At 56.6% G+C, this 18,985-nt stretch carries 22 protein-coding genes; 8 read left to right on the top strand and 14 right to left on the bottom strand.

What is annotated here, in order from left to right:
• Position 1: 1 nt before the first annotated feature.
• From ABIE60_RS00325 to arsS, 5 genes are read right to left on the bottom strand one after another with little or no spacing between them, the layout of a single operon-like run.
• On the bottom strand, positions 2-802 hold the full coding sequence (locus ABIE60_RS00325) for a DUF3047 domain-containing protein (RefSeq protein ID WP_354466837.1): 801 nt from the start codon (positions 800-802) through the stop codon (positions 2-4).
• The gene (locus ABIE60_RS00320) at positions 799-1,434 is read right to left on the bottom strand and encodes a TIGR04282 family arsenosugar biosynthesis glycosyltransferase (protein ID WP_354466835.1); all 636 of its coding nucleotides are present in this window, start codon (positions 1,432-1,434) and stop codon (positions 799-801) included. Before ABIE60_RS00320 ends, ABIE60_RS00325 begins: the two co-directional genes overlap by 4 nt.
• Positions 1,431-2,117, bottom strand: a complete 687-nt coding sequence (locus ABIE60_RS00315) for a TIGR04283 family arsenosugar biosynthesis glycosyltransferase (protein WP_354466834.1) — start codon at positions 2,115-2,117, stop codon at positions 1,431-1,433. The genes ABIE60_RS00320 and ABIE60_RS00315 overlap by 4 nt, the downstream gene beginning before the upstream one ends.
• A 1-nt stretch (position 2,118) precedes the next feature.
• Positions 2,119-4,269: a dihydrolipoyl dehydrogenase family protein gene (locus tag ABIE60_RS00310; protein ID WP_354466832.1), complete on the bottom strand. Its 2,151-nt coding sequence runs from the start codon at positions 4,267-4,269 to the stop codon at positions 2,119-2,121.
• Positions 4,266-5,228: an arsenosugar biosynthesis radical SAM (seleno)protein ArsS gene (gene arsS, locus ABIE60_RS00305; RefSeq protein WP_354466830.1), complete on the bottom strand. Its 963-nt coding sequence runs from the start codon at positions 5,226-5,228 to the stop codon at positions 4,266-4,268. Before arsS ends, ABIE60_RS00310 begins: the two co-directional genes overlap by 4 nt.
• Before the next feature lie 193 nt (positions 5,229-5,421).
• Here arsS and ABIE60_RS00300 point away from each other — a divergent pair, with 193 nt between their 5' ends.
• Positions 5,422-5,961: a carboxymuconolactone decarboxylase family protein gene (locus ABIE60_RS00300; RefSeq protein ID WP_354466828.1), complete on the top strand. Its 540-nt coding sequence runs from the start codon at positions 5,422-5,424 to the stop codon at positions 5,959-5,961.
• 46 nt (positions 5,962-6,007) lie between these two features.
• Positions 6,008-6,574: a TetR/AcrR family transcriptional regulator gene (locus ABIE60_RS00295; protein ID WP_354466827.1), complete on the top strand. Its 567-nt coding sequence runs from the start codon at positions 6,008-6,010 to the stop codon at positions 6,572-6,574.
• Here ABIE60_RS00295 and ABIE60_RS00290 read toward each other — a convergent pair.
• The 7 genes from ABIE60_RS00290 to ABIE60_RS00260 form a co-directional block, all read right to left on the bottom strand.
• On the bottom strand, positions 6,566-6,781 hold the full coding sequence (locus tag ABIE60_RS00290) for a zf-HC2 domain-containing protein (RefSeq protein ID WP_354466826.1): 216 nt from the start codon (positions 6,779-6,781) through the stop codon (positions 6,566-6,568). The two genes, ABIE60_RS00295 and ABIE60_RS00290, sit on opposite strands and share 9 nt — an antisense overlap.
• Positions 6,781-7,386: a sigma-70 family RNA polymerase sigma factor gene (locus ABIE60_RS00285; RefSeq protein ID WP_354466825.1), complete on the bottom strand. Its 606-nt coding sequence runs from the start codon at positions 7,384-7,386 to the stop codon at positions 6,781-6,783. The genes ABIE60_RS00290 and ABIE60_RS00285 overlap by 1 nt, the downstream gene beginning before the upstream one ends.
• A 42-nt stretch (positions 7,387-7,428) precedes the next feature.
• Positions 7,429-7,914: a DoxX family protein gene (locus ABIE60_RS00280; RefSeq protein WP_354466823.1), complete on the bottom strand. Its 486-nt coding sequence runs from the start codon at positions 7,912-7,914 to the stop codon at positions 7,429-7,431.
• Positions 7,907-8,683 (bottom strand): HvfC/BufC family peptide modification chaperone, encoded by a 777-nt coding sequence (locus tag ABIE60_RS00275; RefSeq protein ID WP_354466822.1) that lies wholly within the window; start codon positions 8,681-8,683, stop codon positions 7,907-7,909. The genes ABIE60_RS00280 and ABIE60_RS00275 overlap by 8 nt, the downstream gene beginning before the upstream one ends.
• The gene (gene bufB / locus ABIE60_RS00270; RefSeq protein ID WP_354466821.1) at positions 8,676-9,572 is read right to left on the bottom strand and encodes an MNIO family bufferin maturase; all 897 of its coding nucleotides are present in this window, start codon (positions 9,570-9,572) and stop codon (positions 8,676-8,678) included. The genes ABIE60_RS00275 and bufB overlap by 8 nt, the downstream gene beginning before the upstream one ends.
• A gap of 30 nt (positions 9,573-9,602) precedes the next feature.
• On the bottom strand, positions 9,603-9,905 hold the full coding sequence (locus tag ABIE60_RS00265) for a BufA1 family periplasmic bufferin-type metallophore (RefSeq protein ID WP_354466819.1): 303 nt from the start codon (positions 9,903-9,905) through the stop codon (positions 9,603-9,605).
• A gap of 138 nt (positions 9,906-10,043) precedes the next feature.
• Positions 10,044-10,445, bottom strand: coding sequence for a hypothetical protein (locus tag ABIE60_RS00260; RefSeq protein WP_354466818.1), 402 nt, complete (start codon positions 10,443-10,445; stop codon positions 10,044-10,046).
• A gap of 227 nt (positions 10,446-10,672) precedes the next feature.
• Here ABIE60_RS00260 and ABIE60_RS00255 point away from each other — a divergent pair, with 227 nt between their 5' ends.
• Positions 10,673-12,280, top strand: a complete 1,608-nt coding sequence (locus tag ABIE60_RS00255; protein WP_354466816.1) for a methyl-accepting chemotaxis protein — start codon at positions 10,673-10,675, stop codon at positions 12,278-12,280.
• A 37-nt stretch (positions 12,281-12,317) separates the two neighbouring features.
• Positions 12,318-14,405: a putative bifunctional diguanylate cyclase/phosphodiesterase gene (locus ABIE60_RS00250; RefSeq protein WP_354466814.1), complete on the top strand. Its 2,088-nt coding sequence runs from the start codon at positions 12,318-12,320 to the stop codon at positions 14,403-14,405.
• Here the strand turns inward: ABIE60_RS00250 and ABIE60_RS00245 are convergent.
• Both ABIE60_RS00245 and ABIE60_RS00240 read right to left on the bottom strand, forming a co-directional pair.
• On the bottom strand, positions 14,402-14,860 hold the full coding sequence (locus tag ABIE60_RS00245; RefSeq protein WP_354466813.1) for a DUF302 domain-containing protein: 459 nt from the start codon (positions 14,858-14,860) through the stop codon (positions 14,402-14,404). The two genes, ABIE60_RS00250 and ABIE60_RS00245, sit on opposite strands and share 4 nt — an antisense overlap.
• Before the next feature lie 176 nt (positions 14,861-15,036).
• The gene (locus ABIE60_RS00240) at positions 15,037-15,303 is read right to left on the bottom strand and encodes a hypothetical protein (RefSeq protein WP_354466812.1); all 267 of its coding nucleotides are present in this window, start codon (positions 15,301-15,303) and stop codon (positions 15,037-15,039) included.
• A gap of 167 nt (positions 15,304-15,470) precedes the next feature.
• Between ABIE60_RS00240 and ABIE60_RS00235 the strand changes: the two genes are divergently transcribed.
• From ABIE60_RS00235 to arsB, 4 genes are read left to right on the top strand one after another with little or no spacing between them, the layout of a single operon-like run.
• Entirely contained in the window at positions 15,471-16,259 is a 789-nt protein-coding gene (locus ABIE60_RS00235) for a metalloregulator ArsR/SmtB family transcription factor (protein WP_354466810.1), read from the top strand.
• Positions 16,260-16,285: 26 nt separating this feature from the next.
• The gene (locus ABIE60_RS00230) at positions 16,286-17,611 is read left to right on the top strand and encodes a permease (RefSeq protein WP_354466809.1); all 1,326 of its coding nucleotides are present in this window, start codon (positions 16,286-16,288) and stop codon (positions 17,609-17,611) included.
• 43 nt (positions 17,612-17,654) lie between these two features.
• Positions 17,655-17,885 (top strand): thioredoxin family protein, encoded by a 231-nt coding sequence (locus ABIE60_RS00225; RefSeq protein WP_206840870.1) that lies wholly within the window; start codon positions 17,655-17,657, stop codon positions 17,883-17,885.
• 11 nt (positions 17,886-17,896) lie between these two features.
• Positions 17,897-18,919: an ACR3 family arsenite efflux transporter gene (arsB, locus tag ABIE60_RS00220; RefSeq protein ID WP_354466807.1), complete on the top strand. Its 1,023-nt coding sequence runs from the start codon at positions 17,897-17,899 to the stop codon at positions 18,917-18,919.
• The last annotated feature ends 66 nt before the right edge of the window (positions 18,920-18,985 follow it).

The raw sequence follows: 18,985 nt of genomic DNA, 5'->3' as shown, positions 1-18,985 counted from the left end.
CTCAGTTCTCGTGCGTGTCGGTCAGGTTGTCGGGGGTGGGTCCTGGTGCCGCAGTGGCAGGAAACCGGCACGGGGCCTCGGCCGTTACCATGTGAAGGTCGGCAAACAGGGCGCCGGTTTGAGTACCGGTGTTGTCGCTGTCGGATGCTATGGCCAGTTGCAGGGTGCGGGCCGACTCGGCGCCAAACAGTTGCTGCAGGTCCGTCAGCAGGTTGCGGCGTTCTTCAACCCAGCGGCCGGTGCCGTCCCTGCCGCTGCGCAGTACCAGCATCCGGGCGCGGTCGGTATAGGCATTATCCGCCGTTGTGCCGATGGGATGACGGTTGTCCCAGATATAGTTGATGGCGGCATCCGGCAGGTCATCGCCGTGCAGCGTGCGGGCCAGGCCCAGTTTCATGCGTGTGCCGAAGCTCAAGGCACTGTCGGGCAGGTCAAAGGTGACGTAGACGCGGGCTGCATAGTCATCGCCCGCTTTGGTGGTCATGTCAGCCTGTTCGATGGGGCTGTCGACCCACCAGCGCCAGCAGAGTACCGGCGTCTGATCCAGGTCCACCTGTAACGGGCGCGCCAGCAGCGCCATGGCTCCATCGGCACGGGCTTCAACGGCTGCAACTCCCTGATGTTTGCTCAGGCTGTACCGGGTTGCCGGGATTTTTTCATCGAAACGCACCAGCTGCCAGGGTTCCTTCGGCAGGCTGTTGTAGCGGCTGAAATCGCCCAGCATGACGACTTCAGCCCCCGACAGGGCCGGGGTGCATAGCGATGCACTCAAAACAGTGGCGCACAGCAAGCGGCTTCTCATATCGAGCCTCCTGACAGAGGTGGATAGTGCTTCAGTCGAGCCAGATCCTCCGGCTCGTCCAGATCCCAGAGCGGTTCACTCTCATGCCAAACCCAGCCCAGTTGCTTGAGGCGGTCACGGGTCAGAGCCATCACCTGATCCGAACTCCAGGGAATATCGCTGAACAGCAGGGGATTGAACCGGCGCAGCCCCAACAGGGAATAACCGCCATCCAGCACGGGGCAGAGGCAGGCATCCTGTTTCATCAGCGCGGCGGCCATGGTCTTCAGCCGTGGTGCTTCGAGTTGTGGGCAGTCAGTGCCGATCAGCATCACCGGCCGTCCTGATGCCAGCCCCTGTTGAGCCGCTGTGGCCATGCGATGGCCCAGATCCCCGTGACACTGTTCGGTCAGCTCGATCCGGTCATTGTCATGCCAGTGGTGCCAGTGGTGCCAGTAGTCGGCACGTCGGTCCGGGGTCACACACAGTTCCACCGGCCCCACATCCGCCGCCAGCGCCTGTGTAACCACGTGGTGTAACAGCCGGTCGGCCAGTTCGGCGGCACCCTGCGCACCCAGTGCTGGAATCAGCCGGGTTTTGGCCAGGCCGGGCCTGGGTTCCTTGGCGATGATGATGATGCGTGCAGTGTTCATCGATAGCGCTCCGCCAGTTGTTGTGCCGGGGTGCCACGCCAGTAGGCCCAGCGCAGTTGCCACATCAGCAGGATGGTGCGCCAGCTGCCACGGCTGTCCCAGCGCCTGCCGGAGGTGGTGACTTTCTGACGCAAACAGGTGGGGGCAACAATCGAATTAAGCCGTTTGCTGATCTCGATATCCTCCATCAACGGCTGTTCGGGGAAGCCGCCGACCCGCTCGAACAGCTCACGGCTCATGAACAGCGCCTGATCGCCGGTGGCAATGCCGCTCAGGCGGGAACGCAGATTCATCAGGCGAGCGATCAGCGGCAACATCCGTGAACGCCCTTCAATCTGCACATCGAAGCGACCCCAGGCGAGCGGTGAGCGTGCCAGCTCGGCCAGAACGGTCTGATCCGCCCCATCCGGCAGACGTGTATCGGCATGCAGGAACAGCAGGTTGTCCGCTTTGCAGGCTCGCGCGCCGCTGTTCATTTGAGTGGCGCGACCGCGCGCGGCATCCAGTACTCTGAAGTCCAATGCCCGAGCGGTTTCAGCGGTGTGATCACGACTGCCGCCATCGACCAGCAGCACCTCGACACCGCGCTGCTGCCAGTGACGCAGATGCTCCAACAGCAGGGGCAGTGTCTCGATCTCGTTCAGGACCGGCACCACGATCGCCAGATCGGCCCGGGCGGACATCTCAGCCCCTCCTCCAGCTGTGGTAGCGCTGCAGCCATTTCATGGCCGCTTCGGGGGCGTGTGCCTTTTTCCATTCACCGGCCGCATACTTGTTGGCTTCGGCCCAGGTGGGGTAGGTATGAATGGTGCCCAACACCTTGTTCAGGCCCAACCCGTGCTTCATCGCCAGTACAAATTCGGCCAGCAGATCACCGGCGTGGCTGCCGGCGATGCAGACGCCGAGAATGCGATCCTTGCCCGGTGCCGTGAGCACCTTGACGAAGCCGGTGCGTTCGCTCTCGGCAATGGCGCGATCCAGGTCATCCAGATCGTAACGGGTCACCTCATAGGCGATGCCCTGTTCAATCGCGTCCTGCTCGCTCAGGCCCACCCGTGCCACTTCAGGGTCGGTGAAGGTGGTCCAGGGGATCACGCGGTAGTCGGCGCGAAAGCGCTTGAACTGCCCGAACAGGGCATTGACGGCGGCGTACCACGCCTGATGGGCCGCCGTATGGGTGAACTGATAGGGGCCGGCCACATCACCCACGGCATAAATATTGGGGTAGAGGGTTTCCAGATAGTCGTTGGTGACGACTGTGCGCCTGGTTTCGATCCCCAGTGTCTCCAGTCCATAACCGGTAAGGCGTGGCTGTCGGCCTACGGCGATCAGCAGCTGATCGAATTCCAGTGCTGTTTCCTGTTCCTGATGCTCGCAGATCAGGAACTTGCGCCCTTCGCGCAACTCGGTGCGCAGGGCGGCGTGCCCGGTCAGAATCTGTACGCCGTCGGCCTGCATGGAGGCCTGCACCAGCTGCGCCACTTCCTCATCCTCACGCGGCAGCAGGCGTGGGCCTCGCTGCACCTGGGTCACGTCTGAACCCAGACGTGCAAAGCTTTGTGCCAGCTCACAGCCGATGGGACCGCCACCCAACACGATCAGCCGCTTCGGTGGGGTGTCCAGTTCAGCAAACCTGTCCCACAGGGTATCGCTGGTGACATAGCCGGTCTCGTCCAGTCCCGGCAGTGGTGGCACAACCGGGCTGGCACCGGTGGCGAGAATGATGCTGCGGGCGGTCAGGCGCTGGCGGCTGCCATCGTGCAGGCGAACGTCCACCGTCCAGGGATCAATCAGGCTGGCATGCCCCTGCAGGACTTCGACACCCAGCCCGGTATAGCGCTCAACGCTGTCATGGGGCTCTACCTGACGGATCACCTCATGAATACGCGCCATGACGGCACGAAAGGAAAACCGGGGTGTTGCCGCTTCAAGGCCATAGCGTTCGGCATGTTTGATCTGGTGGGCGACACGGGCGCTCTTGATCAGCGCCTTGCTGGGGACGCAGCCGTAGTTGAGGCAATCGCCGCCCATTTTGTTGGCTTCGATCAGGGTCACCTTGGCTTTCACGGCGGCGGCAATGTAGGACGACACCAGCCCACCGGCACCTGCACCGATCACGATCAGGTTACGGTCAAACCGAGCCGGTTTTTGCCAGCGGGCATAAACCCGGCGGCGCTGAATCAATCCAATCACCTTCTTCGCCAGCAGCGGGAACAGTCCCAGCAGGGCAAAGGAGATCAGCAGGTCAGGCGACAGAATGCCGGACAGGGTTTCAAGCTGTGCAATCTGGGTGCCGGCGTTGACGTAGACAAAGGTGCCGGCCAGCATGCCGATCTGGCTGACCCAGTAGAATGTCCAGGCCTTGATCGGGGTGAGGCCCATCAGAAGGTTGATCAGGAAAAAGGGGAATGCCGGCACCAACCTCAGGGTGAACAGATAGAATGCTCCATCACGCTCGATGCCGCGGTTGATGGCTGCCAGCCGTGAACCAAACCGTTGCTGTACCGAGTCACGCAGCAGATAGCGCGACACCAGAAACGCCAGGGTGGCGCCGATGGTGGATGCAAAGGATACCAGCAGTGTGCCTTGAAGCAGACCGAACAGGGCGCCGGCAGCAACAGTCATCACGGCGGCACCGGGCAGTGACAGCGCGGTCACGACCACATACAGAAGAAAGAAACCGCCGGCCATCAACAGCGGAAACTGACTGCGCCACTGCTCGAACTGGCCCAGGCCCGATTTGAGCCCATCCAGTGTCAGCCACTGGTGCAGATCGAGCATAAAGAAGGCGCCGGCAACGGCGGCGATGATGACGATTATCAGCAGTTTTTTCATCCCTTGTCTCCTATGGCACCACCGCAGCTGCTGCCCTGACCGGCGGTACAGCCATAGCAGTGGTCGCCGGTGCAGATCGTGCTGCCGGCCAGATCGGCGTTGAGCAGATCCTCAAGGTGGCGTTGCGTGCCCGGTACAGGCATTTCCAGCTGCTGGTTGAAGTCGCAGTCATACAACTGACCCTGCCAGTCAACGCTGAGGGTGCTGCGGCACATCAGATTGTCCAGATTGGTCTGGCTGAAATTGTCCTTCAGCAGTTGCATGTAGGGCTCAAACTGACCTTTGGACAGCAGCATGGAGCCGAACCGCTTGATCGGCATGTTGGTAATGGTGAACAGCTGATTGAAGACAATACCGAAGTGTTCTGCCAGCTCACGCGTGTAGTCGGCTTCCAGTGCCTGCTGCGGCGGCGGCAGCGAAGGGCCCTGCGGGTTGTAGACCAGGTTGAGTACAAGACCGGTATCGGGTTGGCCGTAGCCAAGCGCGTTCAGTTTCTGCAGCCCGGCAATGCTCAGGTCAAACACCCCCTTGCCGCGCTGTTTGTCCACGTTTTCAACCGAGTAGCAGGGCAGGGAGGCCACGACTTCCACCTGATGTTCGGCGAGAAACTCGGCCAGGCCTGTTTGATCCGCTTCAAACAGAATGGTCAGGTTGCAGCGATCGATCACCTTCACGCCCAGTGCGCGTGCAGCGCGAACCAGTTCGCGAAAGCGCGGGTGCATTTCAGGTGCGCCGCCGGTCAGGTCCAGGGTGCCGATATTGCGCGCCTTGAGGACCTGCACAATCAACTCGATCAGTGTGTCACTCATCATTTCGGTACGGTTGGGGCCGGCGTTGACATGGCAGTGCAGGCAGGTCTGGTTACAGCGATAGCCGAGGTTGACCTGCAGGGTCTGTGTCCTGTCGCGGCGTATATTCGGGAAGTCGGTCACTTCCAGCAGTTCAATGGTCGACAGCATTGCAGGCTCCATGCGGTGAAAAATGAGTTCAGGTGTTTGTTAGTCAACGCAAGCATGCGTTTTATTACAACACTTCAGTCATTTTTTCTTCATCTGCTTAGTTTGACAGCCTGAGGATTGTCACTTAGCCTGCTAATGATAATTGAGCAATTGCTCAATTTTGAAGGTGTTCTTCAAAAAGGAGAGTAATGCGATGAGCCATTTCAAGATTCATGATATCGAGTCGGCACCTGTCGACAGTCAGCCGCTGCTTGAAAATTCCATCAAGGGCTTCGGTGTGATTCCCAATCTGCACGGTGTAATGGCTGAATCACCGGCCACGCTTGAGGCATACCAGTTGCTGCATAAGCTTTTCCAACAGTCTGATTTTGATGCGCAGGAGCTGACGGTTATTTGGCAAACCATCAATGTCGAAAATAACTGTCATTACTGTGTACCTGCGCATGCAGCCATTGCCAGCATGATGAAGGTTGACGATGCGCTGACCGATGCGCTGCGCAATGGCAAGCCGATGCCAACGGAAAAGCTGCAAGTGCTGCATGACACGACACTGGCATTGATGCGCAATCGCGGAGTGTTGTCGGAAGAGGACAAACAGCGTTTCTTCGCGGCAGGGTATGGTACTCGTCAGTTGCTGGAAATTGTGTTGGGGCTGGCGCAAAAGACAATGAGTAACTACATCAACCACTTGGCCGACACGCCCTTGGATGAGCGGTTTGCAGATTTTGCCTGAGGGTTCTGGGGTATAATGGCCTTTTTGACTGTCACGATGGAACTCCATGGCTAATACCATCAAATTTAAACCGGATGAGGTTGTTCAGCGCGCCATGCTGCTGTTCTGGGAAAAGGGTTTTGCCGGTACATCGACCCGAGATCTTCAGCAGCAGGTACGCCTGAATCCGGGCAGCCTGTACAGCGCGTTTGGCAGTAAGGCCGGGCTTTACAGTCAGGCACTCGACTTCTATGCCGATGCTACAGAGTCCCGGTTGCTGGCTGCCCGTGAGCAGACGGGGTCCGTGACGGCTGCATTTCGTGAGTTTTTCTATCAGGGGCTGTGCGGTTCGAGTGAGCGGCAGGCCCCCATGTGCCTGCTGGTTCGCACACTGGTTGAGCTGGCCGATAGCCAGCCGGAACTTGCTGCGCAGGCCGAACGGCTGCTGAAGCAGACCGAACGGCTGTTCGCTCGCCTGCTGCAGGAGGCGGTAGTGGATCATGAGCTTGGGCCTGACACAGATGTTGATGCACTGGCGAAAGAGCTGCAGATCAAGATGATGGGCCTGCGCAGCTATCGGTCCTGCGGTGGAGACCCTGCTGCGATCCGTGCCATGATCGACGCGTTATTCTGAACCGCGCCCGGTTTCTTCGTCCTCCGTTATGTCTCTGCCTTTTGCATAGACTCGCGTAATATGGCGCAGGTCGTGCATCTGGTCGTCGAAATTACTGCAGCCTGAGCACATCATCGTGTGGAACCTGAGCGACATCCGCTCCCTGAGTGTTAACGGGCGATCCATCTGCTGTGACAGCAGGGCGGTCGCCTGTTTGCAGTTCATCATCATATGGCCTCCTTCTGGAACCAGCGGTTCTCCAGACATTCGCGCAGCCTGAGTCGGGCGCGGTAGAGCGTCACATTGAGACTGTTGGCGCTGATCATCTCATTGCTGCAAATTTCATCGGTTGTCAGCTCCAGAAATTCGCGCATCATGAACAGGCGTCCATACTTCTCCGGCATGCAGTTCAAGCAGGCATCGAACACCTGCCAGAAATGGCTGTTTTCCATGTCGGCATCAGGTTGGTTCCATTTGACGGGCCGCTCGTGTGGATGCCAGAAACCGCGCTGGTTGAACAGTGTATCGTACAAAGCATCATCCGATGTCTCCTCACCGTCTTTCAGTTTGTCGGTACTGACATAGCGTTGATTCTTGCGCAACAGATCGCTGATCTTGTTCTTGAGGATGGCAAACACCCAGGTTTTCAGAGCTGAACGGCGGTTGAAGGCATGTGCGCTTTTCAGCGCCGCCAACAGGGCTTCCTGTACCGCATCCTCGGCAAGGCTCTGATCCTGCAACTGCAGGGTGGCAAACTTGTTCATCTGCAGTCGCAGTTCGGTCAAAAAGACCGGGTCAGTCAGGCTCTGTTCAGTCGGTTCTGGCTGAGTCATGGGGTCATCCGGGCAGGTTCTCGATCAGTGTGTTTACAGGGCTCAAGCTTTCGTCTTCAATTTTACCAAGTGGTCCACAGAGAGATTTCCTGCACCGTATACCATCAAATACAGCAACACCACGGCCCATACACCGTGGGTCGCGTACGCGCCCGGATACACCATCAGCTGTATCACGGCGGTCATGATCAACAGTGACAGGGCCGAGAGGCGAGTCGCAAAGCCCAGAAGTATCAGTATCGGAAACAGGTGCTCTGCCGTTGCGGCCATGACGGCGGCGATCTCCGGCGCAATCAGCGGGAGCTGATACTCTTCACGAAACAGAAATACCGTTGAACCTGCCAGTCTGGGCCAGCCCAGACTGAATTCGCCACTGACGATATTGATGACCAGGCCTTCTATTTTGGTTTGACCGGACTGCCAGAATACGGCGGCAATGGAAAAGCGGCCCAGCAATGCAATGAAAGAATGCGGAATGCACCCGAACAGTTTCAGTAGGCGGCTGTAAACATCAATCAGGCTATTCATACTCGGATTCCTTGCTGAATGAGAAAGAGGCCAGGTCTGTAATTGCCTGTTGCTGAATCAACAGCTGCAGTACAGCAACCGGGTCAAAGGGCTGAGCCGTTTCTGCGGCTTGCGCCAGCGGTGTCGCCTGATTCAAGTTACGGATGAACTCGGCCGCTCCGGCATCAATGATATGCAGCTCCACCTCCAATGCAGGCCGTGACAGCATGAGGATTTCGGGCTGATCAAGCCTGATCTGGCTTAAATCGGCTCCTGAACTGCCCTGGTGCGCATGCCAGAGTGAGGCAATGGCAAAATTTGAACTCAACACCTGAACTGCGGGTGCCAATTTGACCCCGGTATGTGTGAGTGCCTCCTCGTCTACAACCAGGCCTGCCAGTCTGTCGGCTGAGATGGGCTCACAGTCGGCGCTGTGACGACTTGTCTGGATGGCGTATTCAAGCTGTGCCATATCCGCCAGGTAGGGGACAGAGGCAGCGGGCGGAAAAGCCGCAATAAAATCGGCAAGGTGCTCACCGTAGAGCGCCATGATAGGAGTTGTCGGTGGGTTCAACGTAACAAACTCGCGCCCCATGGCGCGGAAAAAGGCTTCGCCGACCAGTTGCTGTACCACCGGGAAGTTTCCGGCCAGTACATCGATCAGAGATGTCACGACATTATTGCGATACACCGCAAAACGGCGTTCACACCCCGTCCGGTTCCAGCTTGTCAGACCTGCAGGCAGTGTCAGCTCTGCATCCAACAATGCATCATGGAAGGGTTTATGCATGTCGAAGTGTCCCCGCTTCCCGATGAGCGCGCAAAAGCTGTTCCGCCTGGTCAGCCTCAGCCCAGAGCGTCTGCAAGGATGGGATGTTGCCATCGCGTTCCAGCAGCGTGGGGCGCGGGCCGGTAAGAGCCAGTGTATCGGCATACAGTGACCAGACCTGAGGCGCAACGTCTGCATCGTGGCTGTCAATCAACAAGGGGGAGCCATCGTTGTCACTGTCGATGGCAAAACCGGCCAGATGGATTTCGCCGACTGCCTCAAGCGGCAGAGCCTGGATGTAATCGAGAGCACGGCGGTTGTGATTGGTACAGGCAACATGCACGTTGTTTACATCCAAAAGCAGACCACAGCCGGTTTCACGAACCACCTGGGTGATGAACTCCGTTTCCGACATTTCGGACTGCTCAAACTCAAGATAGGTAGCCGGGTTTTCAAGCAGCATGCGCCGCCCGAGCCGGTTCTGAATGTGGTCAATCTGCTCACAAACGTGGCGCAGCGTTTCCTGGGTGTAGGGTACGGGCAACAGGTCGTTCAGAAAGTGTCCCTGATGCGTTGACCATGCAAGGTGTTCTGAAAAAAGTGCGGGCTGGTAACGGTCCAGCAAGTGTCTGAGACGACTCAGGTGCTGCTCATCGACAGGGGCGGCTGCACCAATCGAGAGGCCAACGCCGTGAATCGACAAGGGGTAGTGACTGCAAATGCGTTCAAGATAGAAGTGGAAAGGGCCACCGTCGACCATGTAGTTCTCGGCATGAATCTCGAAAAAGCCGATGTCCGGCAGGGTGTCGAGAATCACGTCGAAGTGCTCGGGTTTGAGCCCGATGCCGGCTCGGCAGGGCATATATTTGCCCACGGCCGAGAGAGGATTTACATGGATCAAGTCTGACACGGTGGCCTCCTTCCTCAGGTTGGCTGGCGATCAGCCGCGTTTCTCGGTAAAGGCCTGCAGTTGACCATAGCCTGTTGGAGAGGTCTTGGACTCGACCTGCTCGCAAGTACCTTTTGGCACCAAAGACCAGGCGTTACCTTGATAATCAATTTTAGAGGTGCCTGCACAAGATGTGCCGGGGCCGGCCTTGCAGTCGTTCTGACCTTTAAGGGCAACGCCATAGCATTTTTCCTGCTCGACTTCAGCCGCCTGAGCGGTGCCGGGAACAGCTGAAACAGAAAGTGCAGCACCGAGTGCCAGGGCAAGTGATGCTTTCGAAAGGGTCTTGTTCATTGTTGTTACCTCATTCTTCATTTTTGTGGGGTGTTCAAAACGCTGACATTGGTCGCATAAGGTCAGCTTTTCTTACACCCTGTTTCAAAAAAATTGCGTGCCACCTGACCAATGTTGCGTGACACGCAATTTTTGGCATCAGCATTGCTGTGCGCCGTTTTGTTCAGCCGAAGACTGATTACGCCACCAGTTCCAGTGGACGTGTCCCAGTTCGCTGTTACTGGCAATTGTCGTTTGGAAGGGTACATGTGACTCTTCCATCTGCTGATGGGTGTGACTGCTGCGCCACCAGTCCCATGCAATGGGGCCGGTTTCGGCAAAGCGAGCCTTCGTTTCAGTATCAGCACAGACGCTGGCGTGAGTGCTTGGGCTGCTGTTTTGCCACCAGTTCCAGCCGATGTGCCCGACTTCAGCCGAGTGCTGCAAATAGGCTGAGTTTGCTGTGGTTTCAGCCATAGCAAGGCCTGCACCACTGCTTAGAACAGCGCTGACAACTGATGCAGTGAACATTTTTCTGATTAAGGTATTCATGTCGATCACCTCTTTGTTCAGGCCCCATCCGTTGGGGTTTATCTTGAGCGTCCCTGACGTTCACTGATTAGTCATGCTGAAGCCGCCAAAACTTACAGTTTTTTTAAGCCGTCTTGATAACTCTCTTGTTGTAATAAAACCTTAGCTGAATCAGTCAAATGGCTTGACGCTGGTGCCATGATTATTGAGCATGTGCTCAAATATATCCAGTATAGATTGTCACTCAGGAGAAACAGATGCAGATCAGAGGCCGCTTGACGATCAGTTATGGTGTGTTACTGCTGTTTATAGTTGCGACATTGGCGGTTGCGGTTGTCCGCTTTGATCAGTTGTCAGGCGAGTTCAGTGAGCTGGTCAATCACGATGCAGCCACGGCACGGCAAGCCAGCGTGATTAACCTGAATGCCGAAAGTGTGGCCAGTCGCCTGTTGCTGCTGTTCATTCTGGAGGACAGAGAGCAGCGAATAGCGCTTTACAGAGAAATGGACAGCCGTAATCAGGAAATGGATCAGGCAGCTGAACGTCTACAGGCGCTGATCCCTGATCAAACAGAGGTGCTTTCCCAGTTGGAGCAGCTAAGGACGGTTTACCAAAATCACCTGCAAGCCACCGTCGAAACCCTCGAAATGGGGCGGCGTGCCGAAGCGCGTGCCATGATGGCACGGGAAACCCGTGCGGCACTCGATCAGCTGCTTGCGTTTACCGAAAGGTTGGCGGCACAACAGCGTGCCAGTATGCAGACGCGCCAGCAGCAAACACTCGTTATGGCGGAACGGTCTGTATACACGATGGTCTTGATCGGAATCGGTGCACTGGTTCTGGGTGCCTTGATGTCAGTCCTGATCACACGCAGTATTATCAGACCTCTGAATGCGGCTGTGCTGGCTGCCGACCAGATTGCTGCCGGGGATTTGAGTGCTCAGGTACCGGAGGGCATATCGGATGAGTTGGGAACTCTGTTGCAGAGCATGGCGAAAATGCGTGAGCACCTTCTGAGAGTGATTGACAGGATTCGTCAGAGTGCTGCTGCAGTCAGCCATGCGGCGGATCAGATGCGCCATGTTGCGGGAGATGTTCGAGCGGATACCGATGGACAGAGCCAGCAGACTGCTGAAATAGAACGCTCTGTCGTCCAGTCCTGCAAAGGTGCTGAAGCGATGGTCGATGATTTGCACATCACGCGAGACCAGGCGCTCAAGGCTCGTGACCTGGCACAACAGGGGGTGCAAGAGATTGGAGTAGCTGCAGCTGAAATTACGCGTATTGCTGACATTGTGGCGGAATCTGCCAAGTCTGTTACGCGATTGACCCTGAGTGCAGAAGAGGTAACTGGCTCTGTTGGCTTGATCCGTGAAATTGCTGATCAGACTAACCTGTTGGCGCTCAACGCATCAATTGAAGCGGCACGGGCCGGTGACAGTGGCCGAGGCTTTGCCGTTGTTGCAGACGAAGTGAGGAATCTGGCGCGCAGAACGGCTGAGGTGACTGCACAGATCGATACGGTGATTGCTACAATTAATAACCAAACTGAGGAGTCAGCCACCAGAATAGCTGAAGGCCGAACCGGAATGGAGCGCGGGGCCGGATTGATACAAAAGCTGGTTGCCCCCTTGGAAACCCTGCAAACTGATGCGCAGCGATCACTGGATAGCCTTGAAAACTTGACGGAGCTGGCGCAGCAACAGGCTCAGGAAAGTCAAGTAATCAGTGGTAGAGTCATTCAGATCGCAGGGATGGCCAGTACCAGTCGTGATGCTGCAGAGCAGTTGGCCCAACTCACGGATCAGTTACTGCAAACAGCCAAGGGCACTGAGACTGTAGTTGGCTCCTTCAAACTGTACTGACCCCTCAATATGCCGGCAATGAGACCGGGAGAAGCAGATGAATGCACTAACGTCTGAACGGAAGTCTGGAACATCTGTCAGAACTCGCCTGTTGCAGGCGTTCTCAGTATTGCTGGCTTTTTTGCTGCTGGTTTCTGTTTTGTCGCTGCAGCGTTTTGATGAGCTGACAACAACCATCGAAGAGCTGGTCGATGACCGTGCGCGACGGGTCATGTTGGCGCAAAAAGCCAATCATCAGGCACAAAATGCCAGTATCTATCTACTGCGACTGCTACAAACGCCCACCCGTGAACAGCGTGTGCCACTTTATCTGAACATGGATGCTGCACTCGCTGCATCAGATGCTGCAATCAGAACCTTGACGCGGGATACGCCCTCAAGCCTGACCGCTGAAGTTGTCACATTGCGTCAACAATATGGTGAATTGTTCCAGCTAACAGTAGAGCAGATTGAAATCAGTGGGCTGGAGACTGCACGTCAGCATTTTGAACAACATACGGATCAGGTGCTGCAGGATTTGTTGGCTGCAACGTTCAGGCTTGCAGAAAACCAGCAGGACTTCATGCACGCGGAAGCCGAAAGGCTGAAAGTCATGATAAGCGATACCCGACTGATCATTATGTTGATTCTGTTTAGTTCATTACTGGTCAGTGCCGGTTTGGCTGTACTGGTCGCCAAGAGTTTGTCTGATCCACTCCAACGGGCAGTCAAAGTGGCAGCTGCTGTTGCAGCGGGGAATTACAGTAAACAGATACCGACATCAAATCTAATTGAAATCAGACGGCTGTTGAGATCGCTGTCACGCATGCGTGACAGTATTGTGCAGCGTGAGCAGCGTATTTGGCGATTGGCCTACACCGATAGCTTGACGGAGTTGCCTAACCGAACGCAGTTTTTGGAACAGTTGTCCAAGGCTGTCAAGGAGGGCTGCGGAGTATTGGCGTTGCTGGATTTGAACCGTTTTGCGCAGATTAACAACGCATTGGGCCATGAAGTCGGGGATGAGCTGCTGCAGGCGGTAGCCGGTCGCTTGAGCGAGTGCATTCAGGTGCCTCACCTGGTGGCACGGCTCGACAGTGATGAATTTGCCATCCTGTTGCGGGATATCGAGGTTGAGAAAGCCAAGCCGGAAATCATGGCCATCATGCAGCAATTGCGTGATCCGATTGAGCTGCAGGGGCAACGGCTGGATATGGACGCGAGTGTGGGCGTGGCCTGTTTCCCTGCAGATGGTCAGTCAGCCAGCGTGCTGCTTAAGCGCGCCAACATTGCCCTCAAGGCAGCCAAGCGCAGGCATGAAAGCTGTGCTTTTGCTGCAGAATTCACCTTGCCCGAGCCGCATGAGCATTTGTCGTTGCTGGGGGAGATGCGTCAGGCACTGCAGCGTGATGAGTTTACGCTGCACTATCAGCCCAAGTATGACGCCCGTTCAAAGCGTGTCAGCGCAGTTGAGGCTCTGGTGCGCTGGCAACACCCAGAGAGGGGGATGGTGGCACCTGGTGTTTTTATTCCTTTTGCCGAGCAAACCGGTTTTGTACGTAATATAACGCCATGGGTTATCAGCCGTGCCCTCGGTGACCTTGTCGAGTGGCGTCGGCAGGGAGTCGAACTGGTCGTATCAGTGAATATCTCCGCCCTGGATCTTATGAGCGCTGATTTGGTTACTCAGATACAACAGCAACTTGTCTGCCATAGCCTGCCGCCATCACAGCTGTGTCTGGAAATAACCGAAAGCGCCCTGATGAACGACCCTGAAACGGCCCAGCTGCACCTTGAACAGCTCTCGGGGTTGGGTGTCAGGTTATCAATTGATGATTATGGTGCCGGCCATGCATCATTGGCCTATGTAAGAGACTTGCCAGTCGATGAACTGAAGATTGATCGCGCCTTCGTTTCCGGCATTGATCAATCGTCCCGTAATGCCGCAATCGTCTGGTCAACCATTCTGCTCTGTCGAGAGTTGGGTTTGAGGGTGGTAGCTGAAGGTGTTGAGACCGAATCTGAATCGGAGTGGTTGATCGCCCATGACTGTGATCTGTTGCAGGGCTATGGCATTGCAAGGCCCATGAATAGTGACAGGCTTCTGCACTGGCTGTCGGTCCAGAAGCCTGTTGAAGCCGGTTAGCGGCTTTTGCCTGTGGCGATGGCGGCAAGCTCAGACAGGTTGCCGGCAATCCCTGTTACCACAGGACAGTCTTCTGCGAGATGGCGGCTGGCCAAATAGTCCGGGTCGTTATAGCCCAGCCATACCTGGCCTTGCTCATCTTCCCAGACCAGCGCCTTGAGGGGCAGGTCAATGCCGACGCTTTGCGCACACTGCATGAAGGGTGTGCCCGCCTTGGGGCTGCCGAATATCAGCAGTTCGGTCGGCCTGAGCGTTTTGCCCACCTTTTCGGCACCCGCCGCATGATCAATGCGGGCGAAAATGTTCAGGCCACGATCTTCTGCTGCCTGCTCGAAGCGATCGGCCGTGACTGCAACCGAGTCAGGGCTTTTTATCTGGATCAGCCCTTCGGCTGCAAAAGCGAAAGAAGTGCCGAATATGAGTGCGGCAACTGCTGAAAATCTCAATAGCTTCATGGTTTAACCTCTACTGGCTTAAGGGCGTTAAAAATTGCTTGCCCGGCCGGGCCACCGGCCGAGTGCTCGGCTTTCCATTATTTTGACAACGCCTTGCCTGATCATAGACCCAGCGGAAGCAGTGCGCCTGGTGTGTTCTTAATTAAAGGAGTGGCTGGGGTACAGAGTTGAAGCCATCAAGCAAGGTGTGCCTTTTTCAGCCATTTACGTAACAGCGTGGCAAAGTATGACTCTCCACCGCGTTGCTGCGCCTGCGGTCTGACTTCAGCCACATTGGTGGATGTGGGGTGAGCATTCTTGCGCTTCTCGCGTTGCTCGCGTCTTGCCTGTGCAGCGTTGGCCACCGCAGCGAACGAGGCCATTTGAGAACTGGACAGGCTGCTGTTTGTAAACTGGTTCTGTTTCGGTTGTTGGGCCTGCTGTGTTTTGGGTGAACTACACATGACGCACCTCCGGTTCTGGCTGCTCAAGTTGACTTAATGGTTAGTCGCGCGATGGAAGCATTTATTACATTAACTGCAAAGGAACCAGATCAGTCTTCAAAGTGGATGGCGTGTTTTGAATATGTGTTTTTTCATATATAGTGCTATGTAGATATTCAGGGGGTGATATGAAAACACGCGTCCTTTTCCTTTGCTCGGCCAATTCCGCTCGCTCACAGATGGCTGAGGTGCTGCTGCGTCATTTCGGCGGTGATCAATTTGACGCATTCAGTGCCGGCACTGAGCCCTCAACGGTCGACCCCCGTACCCTGGAGGCACTGAAGGGCTTTGGGCTTCAAGCACAGGGACTTGTCTCCAAGTCAGTCGAGAGCCTTGGAGATCAGCATTTCGACTATGTGATCAGTCTGTGTGACAAGGCGCACCGTGAGTGCCGCTACTGGCCCGGCAGTGGTGTGGTGATGGCCTGGGATTTCCCGGACCCCAAGGCGAGCAATGACCCGAAAGCGTTTGCGCGCACCCTGCAGGAGATCAGCGAGCGAATCCGGCTGTTCGTGCTGGTGAACAGCAAGGACGTGAACTCGGCGGTGAAAGTGCTGCAGCCGCTGGAGTTTTACAAGTCACTGGCGGATGAAACGCGCCTGCTCAGCCTGCTGCTGATCGAGCAGGAAGGAGAGCTGTGTGTGTGTGAACTGATGGCCGCACTGGACCTGCCACAGCCGAAAATCTCACGCCATCTCAGTCAGCTGCGCAAGGCGGGGCTGCTGCTGGATCGTCGCCAGGGGCAGTGGGTCTTTTACCGCCTGCATCCGTTGCTGCATGACTGGATGCGGGAGGTGCTGCGCCAGACACGTGAACACGGCACTCGCATGCTGCAACAGCCACTGGCGCGTCTGGACGCAATGGGTGATCGCCCAAGCAAGGGTGGCAATGTCTGCGGTACGGCGTTGGCCGGTTAATACATCTGAATACCGAGGTACCTGTCGTGTACAAGCAACTGTTAGGGCTCTATGACAGTAACCGGCGTGAAGGCAACCTGCTGTTTCTCATGCTGGCGGCCTTTCTTGCCATCTATTTTGTACCGGCGGGTACCGCGCGCTTTGACAACGCCGTACTTGAAGCGGTGCGTCTGACCAACTCGTATGCGCGTGAGCATGTCATCCTCTGTCTGCTCCCCGCGTTTCTGATCGCCGGCGCCATGGCGGTCTATATCAGTCAGGGTGCCGTGATGCGTTACCTCGGGCCTGATGCATCCAAGCCGGTCGCGTTCAGTGTGGCCTCTGTTTCGGGCACCTTGCTGGCGGTGTGTTCCTGTACGGTACTGCCGCTGTTTGGTGGCATCTATAAGCGGGGTGCGGGTCTTGGGGCCGCGATCGCCTTTCTCTATTCCGGCCCGGCAATCAATGTGATGGCGGTGGTGGTGACGGCCAAGGTACTCGGTGCCGAGATCGGTATCGCCCGTGCTGTGGGTGCCATTCTGTTTGCGCTGGTGATCGGCACCATCATGCATCTGATTTACCGCAGGGAAGAAGCCGAGCGTTCAGTTAAAAGCAGTCGCGGTTTTGAGGGTGAGTCGGGCGATCGCCCCATGGGGGTTATTGTCGGCTTCTTTGCGCTGATGGTCGGGATTCTGGTATTTGCCAACTGGGCGGCGGCCGACAGTGAGACATGGATGGCGATTTATGAATGGAAGTGGCCGATCACCGCTGTGCTGGCATCACTGCTGGCTGCGCTGCTGGTCTGGCGTTGGCACTGGCCGGCTCATCAGTTGTTGCTGCTGGGCGCCGTGGTACTGGTGGCGGCCTGGCTTGTGCCTAAGGCCCCCGAACTGCCGTTTGCCATCGGCATTGCCGGCTTGATGATCATTGCGAGCCTGCGCGAACAGGATCGGGAGTGGGCCGTGCAAAGCTGGGACTTTGCCAAACAGATCCTGCCATTGCTGCTGGCCGGGGTGTTTGTTGCCGGCTTTGCGCTGGGGCGGCCGGGCAGTGAAGGCATCATTCCATCGCAGTGGGTTGCGGCTGCAGTGGGTGACAACAGCCTGATGTCGACCATTCTCGCCTCTTTCCTTGGTGCCCTGATGTATTTCTCGACACTGACTGAAGTGCCGATTGTGGAGGCGTTGATGGGGGCCGGAATGGGCAAGGGGCCGGCGTTGGCCCTTCTGCTGGCTGGTCCGGCATTGTCACTGCCCAACATGCTGGTGATTCGAACCATTCTGGGCACCGAGAAAACACTGGTCTACTGTGCACTGGTTGTCGTGATGGCCACCATCACCGGTTATGTATACGGCAATCTCTGGCATGCCTGAACAGGTCAGGCTGATCTGAAACGTTGAATATGAGGAAGACAGGATGAAATTCACCATTTACGGCAGTGGTTGTGCCAAATGCAAACAGCTGACTGAAAACGCTGAGCAGGCCGCCAACGCCAAGGGAATCCACTTCGAGATCGAAAAGGTCACCGATACCAATGCCATCATCGATGCGGGTGTCATGCGCACACCGGCGCTGGCGATTGATGATGAGATTATGGTCGAAGGCAAAGTGGCCAGTCCGGACGAGATTCAGAAACTGCTGGGGTAAGCAAAAACGAAATGGGTATTTTTGAACGTTATATGACCCTGTGGGTTGCACTGTGCATTCTCGCCGGCGTGGTGCTGGGCAACCTGGTTCCGGGCCTCTTTGGTGCGGTTGCCGAGCTGGAATTTGCCCACGTTAATCTGGTGGTGGCGGTGTTCATCTGGGTGATGATCTACCCGATGATGGTGCAGATCGACTTCAGCTCGATCAAGGATGTGGGCAGGAAGCCGAAGGGGCTGGTGCTGACGCTGATCATCAACTGGCTGATCAAGCCCTTTACCATGGCCGCGCTGGGCTGGCTGTTTTTCCGGGTGATTTTTGCCGACTGGGTCGATCCGCAAACGGCGGGCGAGTATATCGCCGGCATGATCCTGTTGGGTGTGGCACCCTGTACCGCGATGGTGTTCGTCTGGAGCCAGCTGACCAAGGGTGATGCCAACTACACGCTGGTGCAGGTATCGGTGAACGATATCATCATGGTCTTTGCCTTTGCGCCGATCGCCGCCTTTCTGCTGGGTGTCAGCGATATCCATGTGCCCTGGGAAACCCTGCTGCTGTCAGTGGTGCTCTATGTGGTGCTGCCGCTGGTAGCGGGTGTATTCACCCGTCATTGGCTGGAGCGCAAGGGCGATGGTGCCCGACTCGACGGCTTTCTGCATACCCTCAAGCCCTGGTCGATTCTGGGTCTGCTGGCTACGGTGGTGCTGCTGTTCGGCTTTCAGGCGGAAACCATCATCGCCCAGCCACTCAGTATCGGCATGATCGCCATCCCGCTGCTGATCCAGACCTATGGCATTTTCATCATCGCTTATGCCGCTGCCTACTGGCTGCGGCTGCCGCATAACGTGGCAGCTCCGGCCTGCATGATCGGTACTTCCAACTTCTTCGAACTGGCCGTGGCCGTAGCGATCTCCCTGTTTGGCCTGCACTCGGGCGCAGCTTTGGCCACGGTGGTCGGGGTGCTGGTAGAAGTGCCGGTGATGCTGTCGCTGGTGGCAATTGTCAATCGCACTCGGCACTGGTTCACCGGAACGTAACACAGGGATGCTAGTGTCCACTTCATTTTTCACCTGTGCATTTTTAACCGATTTTCAGTGAGGGAG

Origin of the sequence: Marinobacterium sp. MBR-109, from assembly GCF_040547565.1 — a bacterium.
In the GTDB taxonomy this organism is placed as follows: Bacteria; Pseudomonadota; Gammaproteobacteria; order Pseudomonadales; family Balneatricaceae; genus Marinobacterium.
Note: the sequence above shows the minus strand (reverse complement) of the source record. Positions and strands in the feature narration are given on the sequence as shown.

Bases quoted from the DNA above. Each gene is read 5' to 3' on its own strand.
- ABIE60_RS00325 (WP_354466837.1), bottom strand. From the start codon at position 802: ATGAGAAGCCGCTTGCTGTGCGCCACTGTTTTGAGTGCATCGCTATGC.
- ABIE60_RS00320 (WP_354466835.1), bottom strand. From the start codon at position 1,434: ATGAACACTGCACGCATCATCATCATCGCCAAGGAACCCAGGCCCGGC.
- ABIE60_RS00315 (WP_354466834.1), bottom strand. From the start codon at position 2,117: ATGTCCGCCCGGGCCGATCTGGCGATCGTGGTGCCGGTCCTGAACGAG.
- ABIE60_RS00310 (WP_354466832.1), bottom strand. From the start codon at position 4,269: ATGAAAAAACTGCTGATAATCGTCATCATCGCCGCCGTTGCCGGCGCC.
- arsS (WP_354466830.1), bottom strand. From the start codon at position 5,228: ATGCTGTCGACCATTGAACTGCTGGAAGTGACCGACTTCCCGAATATA.
- ABIE60_RS00300 (WP_354466828.1), top strand. From the start codon at position 5,422: ATGAGCCATTTCAAGATTCATGATATCGAGTCGGCACCTGTCGACAGT.
- ABIE60_RS00295 (WP_354466827.1), top strand. From the start codon at position 6,008: ATGGCTAATACCATCAAATTTAAACCGGATGAGGTTGTTCAGCGCGCC.
- ABIE60_RS00290 (WP_354466826.1), bottom strand. From the start codon at position 6,781: ATGATGAACTGCAAACAGGCGACCGCCCTGCTGTCACAGCAGATGGAT.
- ABIE60_RS00285 (WP_354466825.1), bottom strand. From the start codon at position 7,386: ATGACTCAGCCAGAACCGACTGAACAGAGCCTGACTGACCCGGTCTTT.
- ABIE60_RS00280 (WP_354466823.1), bottom strand. From the start codon at position 7,914: ATGAATAGCCTGATTGATGTTTACAGCCGCCTACTGAAACTGTTCGGG.
- ABIE60_RS00275 (WP_354466822.1), bottom strand. From the start codon at position 8,683: ATGCATAAACCCTTCCATGATGCATTGTTGGATGCAGAGCTGACACTG.
- ABIE60_RS00265 (WP_354466819.1), bottom strand. From the start codon at position 9,905: ATGAACAAGACCCTTTCGAAAGCATCACTTGCCCTGGCACTCGGTGCT.
- ABIE60_RS00255 (WP_354466816.1), top strand. From the start codon at position 10,673: ATGCAGATCAGAGGCCGCTTGACGATCAGTTATGGTGTGTTACTGCTG.
- ABIE60_RS00250 (WP_354466814.1), top strand. From the start codon at position 12,318: ATGAATGCACTAACGTCTGAACGGAAGTCTGGAACATCTGTCAGAACT.
- ABIE60_RS00245 (WP_354466813.1), bottom strand. From the start codon at position 14,860: ATGAAGCTATTGAGATTTTCAGCAGTTGCCGCACTCATATTCGGCACT.
- ABIE60_RS00240 (WP_354466812.1), bottom strand. From the start codon at position 15,303: ATGTGTAGTTCACCCAAAACACAGCAGGCCCAACAACCGAAACAGAAC.
- ABIE60_RS00235 (WP_354466810.1), top strand. From the start codon at position 15,471: ATGAAAACACGCGTCCTTTTCCTTTGCTCGGCCAATTCCGCTCGCTCA.
- ABIE60_RS00225 (WP_206840870.1), top strand. From the start codon at position 17,655: ATGAAATTCACCATTTACGGCAGTGGTTGTGCCAAATGCAAACAGCTG.
- arsB (WP_354466807.1), top strand. From the start codon at position 17,897: ATGGGTATTTTTGAACGTTATATGACCCTGTGGGTTGCACTGTGCATT.